This window comes from Pseudanabaena sp. 'Roaring Creek', from assembly GCF_001402795.1.
In the GTDB taxonomy this organism is placed as follows: domain Bacteria; phylum Cyanobacteriota; class Cyanobacteriia; order Pseudanabaenales; family Pseudanabaenaceae; genus Pseudanabaena.
Map to the genome: position 1 here is coordinate 1 of NZ_LIRE01000247.1, position 9,983 is coordinate 9,983.

9 protein-coding genes are annotated in these 9,983 nt (G+C 44.1%); 1 reads left to right on the plus strand and 8 read right to left on the minus strand.

Features of this window, described 5'->3' with window-relative positions; translation table 11 throughout:
* Positions 1-125 precede the first annotated feature (125 nt).
* A complete protein-coding gene (locus AC805_RS08645) occupies positions 126-665 on the plus strand; it encodes a pyridoxamine 5'-phosphate oxidase family protein (RefSeq protein ID WP_055075052.1) in 540 nt (179 codons plus the stop codon).
* 56 nt (positions 666-721) lie between these two features.
* Here the strand turns inward: AC805_RS08645 and AC805_RS08650 are convergent, their stop codons facing one another.
* The 8 genes from AC805_RS08650 to AC805_RS08685 all read right to left on the minus strand — a co-directional run bounded on the left by AC805_RS08650 (position 722) and on the right by AC805_RS08685 (position 9,578).
* Complete coding sequence (locus tag AC805_RS08650; RefSeq protein WP_055075053.1) at positions 722-1,981, minus strand: tetratricopeptide repeat protein; 1,260 nt, start codon at positions 1,979-1,981, stop codon at positions 722-724.
* A gap of 297 nt (positions 1,982-2,278) precedes the next feature.
* The gene (locus tag AC805_RS08655) at positions 2,279-3,052 is read right to left on the minus strand and encodes an alpha/beta fold hydrolase (protein ID WP_055075054.1); all 774 of its coding nucleotides are present in this window, start codon (positions 3,050-3,052) and stop codon (positions 2,279-2,281) included.
* Between the two features lie 471 nt (positions 3,053-3,523).
* Positions 3,524-5,464 carry a WD40 repeat domain-containing serine/threonine-protein kinase gene (locus AC805_RS08660; protein ID WP_055075055.1) on the minus strand — a complete coding sequence of 647 codons (1,941 nt, stop codon included), beginning with the start codon at positions 5,462-5,464 and terminating at the stop codon, positions 3,524-3,526.
* A 204-nt stretch (positions 5,465-5,668) separates the two neighbouring features.
* Positions 5,669-6,223, minus strand: a complete 555-nt coding sequence (gene pgsA / locus AC805_RS08665; protein WP_082429441.1) for a CDP-diacylglycerol--glycerol-3-phosphate 3-phosphatidyltransferase — start codon at positions 6,221-6,223, stop codon at positions 5,669-5,671.
* A 231-nt stretch (positions 6,224-6,454) separates the two neighbouring features.
* Positions 6,455-7,672, minus strand: a complete 1,218-nt coding sequence (locus AC805_RS08670; RefSeq protein WP_055075056.1) for a glycosyltransferase — start codon at positions 7,670-7,672, stop codon at positions 6,455-6,457.
* Positions 7,673-7,795: 123 nt separating this feature from the next.
* The gene (locus AC805_RS08675; RefSeq protein ID WP_055075057.1) at positions 7,796-8,431 is read right to left on the minus strand and encodes a hypothetical protein; all 636 of its coding nucleotides are present in this window, start codon (positions 8,429-8,431) and stop codon (positions 7,796-7,798) included.
* Between the two features lie 2 nt (positions 8,432-8,433).
* A complete protein-coding gene (locus AC805_RS08680; protein WP_055075058.1) occupies positions 8,434-8,880 on the minus strand; it encodes a T3SS (YopN, CesT) and YbjN peptide-binding chaperone 1 in 447 nt (148 codons plus the stop codon).
* 254 nt (positions 8,881-9,134) lie between these two features.
* Positions 9,135-9,578, minus strand: coding sequence for a T3SS (YopN, CesT) and YbjN peptide-binding chaperone 1 (locus AC805_RS08685; protein WP_055075059.1), 444 nt, complete (start codon positions 9,576-9,578; stop codon positions 9,135-9,137).
* Between the last annotated feature and the right edge of the window lie 405 nt (positions 9,579-9,983).

Genomic DNA, 9,983 nt, shown 5'->3' on the forward strand with positions numbered 1-9,983 from the left:
ATCTTTAGGGGTTTGATTTGTCCTCACTATCTATTACGTTGCTATATTAAGGATTTTCAAAGCTCAAAATGGCGTAGCCATTTTGAGCTTTGGTATTAGCTATAAGTAAAGGAGAAAAATTTCCTATGGCAAAATTTTACGATCGCCTAACAACTGAGTTACAGGACTTTATCAAGGCTCAGCATATATTTTTTGTGGCGACGGCTCCCAAGGATGGTCGCGTTAATCTCTCGCCCAAAGGAATGAATGCTTTGCGGGTAATCGATGCTGCGGAGATTGTCTATCTCGATCTCACGGGCAGTGGCAACGAAACCGCCGCCCATCTTCTTGAAAACCCTAGAATTACCATCATGCTCTGTAGTTTTACAGAAAAGCCTCTGATTTTACGCCTTTACGGTCGTGGTGAAGTTATCCATCCCAGAGATGCGCTATGGCAGGAGTATCTATCCCTATTTCCCGCGATCGCAGGCACGCGGCAAATCTTCCGCATCAAGATAGAGTCGGTGCAAACATCCTGTGGATTTGCCGTTCCCTTTTATGAATTTAGAAGCGATCGCCAAGTTTTAAAGGAATGGGCGGAGCAAAAAGGCGAAGAGGGGATCTACGAATATTGGCAAAACAAGAATCAACAAAGTATTGATGGGTTGCCAACTGGACTCTTATAGAACCTGAGAAAGGCAGCGCGAAGCACTGCCTTTCTCTTCTGAGACTTATCTGAAACTTAAAAACTGCCGCGCATAACTTGATTGAGCATCACCTCAATTTGTGAGGCAAGCTGAGTATGACTCATCCCAATTCGATCTAAAACGCTCAATGCTAACTCTAGCGATCGGATCGATTTGCCCTGATATTGGTATTGAAACTGCGAACTATTACAGGTCTGGTAAAGCCCCGCTAAGTCATAGAGAGTTTTAGCATAGTCATTCATCATGCCTAACTGCTCAAAGGAGATCGACGCATCTAGTAAAGAATCCTCTGCCGTTTCGATCGCATCTTCATCAAGACTATCTAAACCTTCCAGTATGCGATGAACGTAGATCCGCCCGCGAATATGTTTGGCGATGGCAATACCCTTTAGATATTCATAATCACGAAAACGGGGTAAAACTTCAACGCGAATGCAAATTAAACTTTCTTCAATTTGCCGATCGCCTAATAAAGCTTCAGCCAGATCGCAATATAAATAGGCTATTTCAATGGTATCGACAGGCTCTTTGAGTAAAGCGATCGCTTCTTTGAGGAATAGGATCGCTGATTGCCATTGGTTATCAATGATTGCATCTTGGATCAGCAAACTAGTTACTTGCCATGCGCTATCAGCAATTGCCACCTTGGCAAGTCCTTTAAGTGCTTGCAAGCGCAGAAAATTATCGGAATTAGCAATGGCGATATCGCGAGCGCATTGAAAAAGACTTGCTGCTTGGCTATTATCCCCAGACAAAAAATATAATTGCCCCAAGTTAGTGTAACTTTTAGCAATCAGTCCTTCATCCTCCATTTCAAGGCGCACCGATAGCGATCGCTCAAAGCTCATCAAAGCTGACTGCCAGTCATTGATTTGCAGGTAATAAAGCCCAGTAGCATCATCAGCAAGGGATTGTCCAGCTAAATTGTCCCCATAGGCATCATAGGCTGCCTGTAAAAGCTGTAAAACATCTTTTAACTCCCCCAGTTCGAGCGCTAAAATTGCCTGCACGTAAACGAAATAAGCTTCCTGTTCGCGATCTGTATTTTGATGAAGATTCAGAGCCTCCCTAGCTTGCTTAACTAGACTATTGGCTCTTTGCAATGAATCTGGTTGTTTTGTTGCCACCAGTTCCACCGCCAAATCAAGGTAAACCCTTGCGGTTGTTCTCGGATCTGATTCCGCATTATCTCCAAGGCTGTTATTTTGCAGGCATTGTTCAAAATAGGCGATCGCTAATGTCCGATTCTGCTGCCGCAGATGCTGTCCTTGGATAAGAAATTCAGCTAACTTCATGAGAATCTCCAAAATTATGCGTGCAAATTACCTGTTTTTAGGTGGTGCACTTCACATTTAATATCGTACCCAAATTACCCCTAGAATCACAAATTTTGATTGATCGCAATTCCAGTATTTCCCCCCTATTAAATTATAGCTACAGTCACTTGACTTAGAACAAATCAAACTCCCAAGAATTGACTGGCGGCGCTTGCGCCGCCAGTCAATTCTTGGGGTTTATGCCCTAGTACATGGCGACAGCTATTAGCGGGCGGTTCTCTCTTCTAGCTTCTAGGATTTAAGTTTACTTCTTAGCTACTTACTTGGACTATAGTCACATTTACTCGCCATAGCAGTATTAGTAAGCGCTAAAGAATTCCAAAAGGAACGAATTTGTTTGCTTAAGGGCTCCCACTGCGAGTAATGGAAGAAATGCTTTCCTTGTTTACTTATCCATAGACGATCGCTATCTTTAAGGTGTAATTGCCATTTCTGGTAGGAATTTTCGCCGCCACCACCAATTACATAGTCATCCGATGCCCCGCAAACTAACATGGGGACAGCGATCGGTGTAGGAGCAATATAGGTGGGCGCATAGAGAGAATGAGGAATTAGGGAATTATCAAGATCCTGCTTGAGAAGATCCGCCAGCCAATGCAGCATCTCCTTATCTCGATAGCCAAACAAATAAAAGGCAGTTCTCGCTAACATTGTTTCCCGACTACAGGCAATTAATTGCCTCTGCTCATAATAGTGACTGTGCCAACTGGTCGCTAAATTGACCCCTACCGATAGCAAGGTTAGCGATCGCACCTGTTCGGGATATTGACGGGCATAGAGCCAACCGACTAAGCCTGCAATGCCATGTCCCACAAGATGTACGGATTTCGTGCAGGTTTGCAAATACTCATGCAGGGCTGCGATCGCCACATTGAGATCGATCGGCTCATCGGGATTTTGGCAATATTCCCACTGGGCGATCGCCTGTTGTCGCGATAGCGATCGCAATAACGGCAAGTCAAATCGACGTAGGGCTTGACTGGTGCAGATACCGACGACTTGGGGCGAGGCAGACTGTCTAAAGGTCATTGTTATTGCTGGTTTTTATTGCTAAATATTTTTATTAATGATTGGCACAAATACAATCGCAAAGATCGTCTGGGGACGGGAACAGTTGACTGTTATCCATCAGAGCATCTTGGGGGATTTCGTCTGAAGGTTTCGCCAGACAAGAATTTTGACAAATATCCTGCGTTTACCGAAGCATAGATTGCTGAGGAAAAAAAGGACGGGGTGACAAATGCTTGCTCCTACTAAAGTATTTTTCAGCAATCTCGGTAAAATCAACATTTTGCCACCCAATCCCGACAACGCATTTGAACTATGAATAATGAAACGGCGCTGAGTCAACCCGTATCAGAACTTAAAAGACAGCCTAATACTATTGACTATTATTGTCAATAGATAATTAAAATATAGCTACATTCACTTACAGTACTTTGCGCTCAAACCCAATAGAGAGAGGCGGCGCTTCGCGCCGCCTCTCTCTATTGGGTTTTGCTAATTTGTCTGTAATTGCCAGACCTTAACCGTGCGATCGGCGCTACCACTGACTAGGGTTGAATCTTTGGGGCTAAAACTCAGGGATAGCACAGGAGCTTCATGATTGCTTAGGATTTGGGTGGTTTCTCCCGTTCTGACGCTCCAGAGGCGAATAGTTTTATCCACACCGCCAGAAGCGATCGCCGTGCCATCACGGTTAAAAGCCACCGCCAATACGCCACCTGCATGTCCTGAAAAAGTACTGATCACTTTGCCAGTATTCGCATCCCAAATTTTTACAGTTTGATCTTGACTGCCACTAACCAGCATTGTGCCATCAGAACTAAAGGCGATCGCATTAACGGGAGCAGTATGCCCGTTAATGGAAAGAATTTCCTTGCCCGTACTTACATCCCAGATTTTAATGGTTTTATCAAAACTGGCACTAGCAATTCTTTTGCCATCGGGATGAAAGGCGACTGCCACGACTTTATCTTGATGCCCTGTAAAGCTCTGGAGGACAGTTCCTTTACGCCAGTTCCACAGTTTAATCGTTTTGTCAGCACTAGCACTAATCAATTTTTCGCCATCGGGGCTATAGGCAACACTATAAACCTGTCCGTTATGCCCCTCGAGATTGCGAATTGGTTCGCCACTGCGGAAGTTCCATAGCTTGATCGATTTATCAATACAGGCGGTTGCGAAGGTATTGCCATTGGGATGGACGGCGATCGCATTAATTCCCGAAATTGAACCGAGGTGATTTGAGAGAGTGCCAAAGGACTGATTATCACGGACGTTCCATAGTCTCAATGTGCGATCGTAACTGCCACTAGCGAAGCTAAATCCATTGGGAAAGAAGGTAACAGCTCGCACCCAGCCCGTATGTCCCGTCAGATTTAAGCGCAATTTATAGCTAGCAATGGGCTTGGATTCGATGGGAGGAGTTACGGGTGGAGTAGAAAGTTTCGGTAAATGTTGATAGAAATTAATCGCACCCCAGCCAAGACCAAATAGACAGAGGAGCGCGATCGCCCAACGTCCTGCCCCTTGTCCTATCGAAAAGTCAGGCATGGAAAAATTATCGGGATCTTGATAGGTAGGAATGTTATCGAGATCGTAGAGCACCTCCTGCGCTGTCTGATAGCGATCTTCAGGATGATGCTTAACCATGCGGTTGAGAATGAGTGCTAGTTCGGGGCGAATTAACGTTCCGATTTGCCAATCTAGTAAATTCAGATCTTCGCGGCGGACTAGCTGACTGGGATGTAAACCCGTTAGTAATTGAATTGCCGTTAAACCTAGGGCGTAGATGTCACAACTGGGAGTAAAATGTCCGAGCGCCTGCTCAAAGGGCATATAACTAGGAGTGCCGAGAACGACTCCATTTTGAGCCGCCGTCGCATAAACTCCCTTCAAAACCGCAAAATTAGTGAGCACAAAATGCTGATTGCTCGCGCGATCGCTACTATGGGGATGATTTCTGCGGCGAATTAAATTGCGAGGACAAATATCGCCATGAACCATATTGGCGGTATGGGCGACATGAAGGCTGGCCAACAGTTGTTGCAGAAAGTGAATCAACTCCACTTCGCTATAGAGCCTACCTGTCATTACTTCATCACTGAGACGAATTCCATCAATCGCTTCTTCTACGATATAAAATTCCTCCTCTTGTTCAAAATAAGTGGCGATCTTTGGGAAGTCATTACTACGATCGCTAAGTTGTTGTAGTTTGGGAACTTGATTGCGAAATAGCGATCGCGCCCAATCGAGTTGCAGATTTGTTTTATTGATAAGACAGAAACTTTTCGCGATCCAGCGTGGCATTTCCGCCGCCACGGTATCTTCCACCAAGTACGTCTGTCCGTAAGCATCATCGGCGATCGTCTGCACAACTCGAAAGCGCCCGCCTAAAAGGTTGCCAAACGCTTTACCTAGGGTTTGTGATGTCGCCATGAGAACCTTACTCCAACCGCATCTTTTACAATAATTATAATCGAATTGGTTTCTCCTATTGTTTACAGGAAAAACTCACTTGCCTATAAATAGCTAAGCCTAAGTAAACTTAAATAAACTTAAAACCTAGAAGAGCGTATCGCCCGCCATACGGGCGGTACGCTCTCTGGCTTTGGGTTTTAATTATGCTTAACTGCTTAGTGATTATAGCGAGGATTTCGATGCTGGCACAACATAGAGAAAGCCTGAAATCAACGTGAGTCCGAAGGCAATCCAGAAAAAAACGATCGCATAGGGAAGTTTAATTAGTAATGCGGCGATCGCGATAATTTGCATCACAGTTTTTGCTTTCCCCCACAGATTCGCCCCCACAATAGTTGATTTAGTTGATTTACTTGATTCTCCTGTCTCCCCTTGAGGCTCTCCGCTGGGCGCACCACGCCAAGCTGTAATCAATAATTCTCTTGTAACGATCGCAAATACTGCCCAAGCAGGAACCTGACCGAGTTCAATAAACAAAAGAAATAAAGCGATCGTCAGTATCTTATCCACTAGAGGATCGAGGAATTTACCTAATTCGGTGATTTGATTAAGTTTTCTTGCTAAATATCCATCCAGCCAATCCGTTATCGCCGCAACTATAAATACACTCAGAGCAATGAAGCGGGTCAGTTCGCTATCTTGCCAAAGAAATAGTCCAAAAATAATGGGAATGGCAATCAGCCTCGATAGAGTAACCCAAGTTGGTAGCGTAATCATAATATCTAAATCACAAATAATACAAATAAGTCGCTAGGCATAAGTAAACTTAACCCCTAGAAGAGCATACCGCCCGCGTAGCGGGCGGTATGCTTTCTGGTTTTGGTTTTTAATTATGCCGAACTACTTGATACAAATATAGCTGTCGCCACTCGCGTTAGGATAAAGCCCAAGAAGAGAAGGTTGGCGCTTCGCGCCAACCTTCTCTTCTTACTCTGTGGTTTTGTCTGTTTATTTGGTTTGGGTAACTCGCCAGCTAAGTTTAAGATTAAACCAGAAGTTCCAAATAGTCACGATCGCGATCGCGATGAGGTTTGCAAGATATCGATTGATATGAAAATAATTATAAAGAGTATTGAGAATAATCAAATTCAATCCAATTCCCACCAAGCAAATAAGATTGAACTTCGCAAATCTCTTGATGCGCTTTCCCAAACCAACTTGTTGGCTAGAGAAATCTCGAAATGTCCATAGATCGTTCCATAGGAAATTATTGATAATTGCTATTTCCGAAGCGATAATTTTACTGCGGGTCAGTCCCCAATGGAGCGTGTGTTCGTCACTTAGCAGATATAGGATCGTCATATCTAAAAATACGCCACTTAAACCCACTAAGCCAAAGCTGAGAAATCGTTTGATCGGAGTCCGAAATTTTTCCCGTAATTTGGTAATTCTGCCGCGCGATCGCAAGCGGAGCAGGTGCAAAATATAATCGATATATTGCCGCCAAGTAACTTTGCTCTCGCCTTCTTGTCGCTCCTGAAATACATAACCAATTTCCATCACCGAGCCAATATTGCCTCGCCCCAGTACTTCAATGAGAATTTTATATCCCAAGGGATTCATCGCACAGTTAGCGATCGCACTACGTCTGACGATAAAGTAACCGCTCATCGGATCGGATACTCGTCCGATTACGTTTGGCAAAATGAGCAAACCTAGAATCTGTGCGCCGCGTGAGAGAAACCGACGGATAAATCCCCAATCACTAACTCCACCACCCTCCACATGGCGACTCGCTACTGCGAGATCGGCTCCCTTATCTATCGCCTCAAGCATTTGAATTAGGGTTTCGGGAGGATGTTGTAAATCTCCATCGATCACCCCTAAAACCTCACCCTGAGCAGCTTGCCACCCACGAATTACTGCCGTTGACAGTCCTTTTTCTTGTTGGCGACGGATCACCCGCAATTGAGGATAATCGGGCATTAAGTCTAGCCCAACCTGCCATGTCGAATCTGGGCTATCATCATCAACAATGATTAATTCATATTCCCCATGAAAATAATTGTTTAATAGCTCAGTCAGAATTTCGACAAGTTTTGCTAAATTTTTACTCTCATTATAGGTAGGGACAATTAAGGAAAATCTGATGGAGGATTCTTCATGAGATAGAATTTCATTGACTTGAAAAGAACCAATGGGAACGGGGGTAAGTTTATTTGACATTTGTTGAATTTTATTGAATTTTATTGAATTTCGTTAAGTATTGTGCGCGTTTTTTATGAAGGATTGCCGTGAAAGATATAGGCAGAAAGAGATACGAGCAATTGCATATTATGGATATCCATGTTACGGATGCACCTGCCCCAAGATGGCACTGAGGCGATCGTAATCATCCTTGAGTAAAACACTCAACTTCCGACCCGACTGGACGAGCCAATTGCGATCGCATTTACGGACTTGATAGACATTGCGTAATACGGCGGCAATTAACTCATCAACTGGTGCATTAGTCATCTGTGCTAGGGTTCGCAAAAAATTTAACTCTTCAGTGAACATTTCAATTTCACGATCTTCACAGGCATACACGGCTTGATGGATTTGCGGTGGTCGGGAAGGTAAATGTTGGTAAATATTTCCCACCGAACTAAAGCCAAGCAATACAACTTTAATTTCAGAACGGAGCATTGCAAAAATTTGGGGTTGTTGTTCGCGCAACTCTTGCAGACTAAGACCGAGGGCAACGGCACGGTGGACAGAGTCAATGGGTGCTGTAGTTGCATGGTAGACAACGCCATAGGCAACGATATCACTATTTTCATCCTGTTGCGACTTCACCCAACTGCCAAAGGCGGGCATGATTGGGAAGTCTAAACTTTCAGGTTCGAGGCATTGGGCGATAAATTCGGTCGATGAGGTCGCCACAACTTCGGCAAGATGTTGGGGATGGCGATCGCGCGCAGATGGAGATGAAGGTAATAGCATTTTTAAACTTCAAACAGGGCATCTGCGGCTCGTCTTCCGCCCCATCGTTCTACGATCAGATCGTCATAGCGATCGGCAGTTTCGAGCACTTCGGCCAAGGCAAGTTTAAATTCATTTTCTTGGCAGGATGCCCCCAACAACGATACATGAAACCTAATGTCTCCCTCATCTGCCATGCTAAAGCCGCCAAAACGAAAGTTATCATTCTGTTTGAGTAGATAAAGCAAGAGATCGTGACTAACTTCCACTTCGGTCGCGACATATGCCCACAGGTAAATAACAGCTTCTAATTCTCGAAAGGGGCGGATCTCGATTATTACCGTAGCGGAGCCGAGTTGTAAACTAAAGAGGGGACTACTGGTAACGGGGTTGACGCGATCGCAAATTTCGGGCAACCAATCCGCTACTTTTTGATAACAGTCTTGTTGGGCTTCTGTTTGAAAATTCACGCCTGCAATTTACCACTTAGTTAAAACCTTTAAGAGTTTATACCAATTCACGAAAGTGTGACAACACTTTTGTGAATTAAAAACCAAACCCAGTAAGGGTTTTCAAAGCTCAAAATGGCGTAGCCATTTTGAGCTTTGGTATTACCGCATAATTTCAACTAAGTCTTTAGCCCTAGCCGATCAAGTCCCCCTCAATAGGCAAGGATGGGCGGCGCTTTGCGCCGCCCATCCTTGCCTTACCTGATAGGATAGGATCACAGACTTCGCTCTAGGGCTCTTTCTCCCCCCCAAGCCTTGACGATGGTGTCATCATACTTGTCCGCAGTCTGGAGAACTGAAGACACTGAAGTTTGCAATTCATCGCGATCGCAGGTCGAGCCAACTAAAGTTGTATGAAACCGAATATCACCATCATCATCAATACTGAACACGCCAAATTGCATCTCGGAATTTTTTTGGAGCAAAAATCTCATCAGATCCTGCGTAATCTCCGCGCCTGTGACCACATAGGACCAAGTGGAGATAATAGCTTCCGTATGTCCCCAAGGTAACACTTCAACGGTTGCCGTTGCCGAACCAAGGGGCAACACAAATACAGGCAGGTCATAGGGTGGAGAATACACGTTATCGTACAAGTCATGCAGCCAAGGCAAAATCTTTTCGTAACAAGCTTGTTGTATGGGTGTCTCAAATTTCATTTCATTGCCTACAATCCGATTCTTACTGATTCTCGCGTTTGTTCATCCAGTATCGTGAAGACTTATTGCGATTTTGAATTCACACTTATGCGTTCACAGACTTGAATTTTACCTAACGATAGACTAATTCTGCGTCAATAAAACAATTTTTTCAGTATTCTGTGTTACGACCTATAGCGCTTTTGCCACAAATAAGGTAAAGAAGTTCGTTTTCTTATTAAACTTAATTACCACCACTCCCTTTAGGCTTTTGTTTGGTGATAGCTATGAAACAGTTATAAATATTAGGTTTTGCTTAGTATAGTTGTTTTAAATAACTTGTAGACGGGCTTCGACTTCGCTCAGCCCTCGGTGTAAGCTAGCTGAGCGAAGTCGAAGCTGTAGTTTTTATTTGAATTATCTATA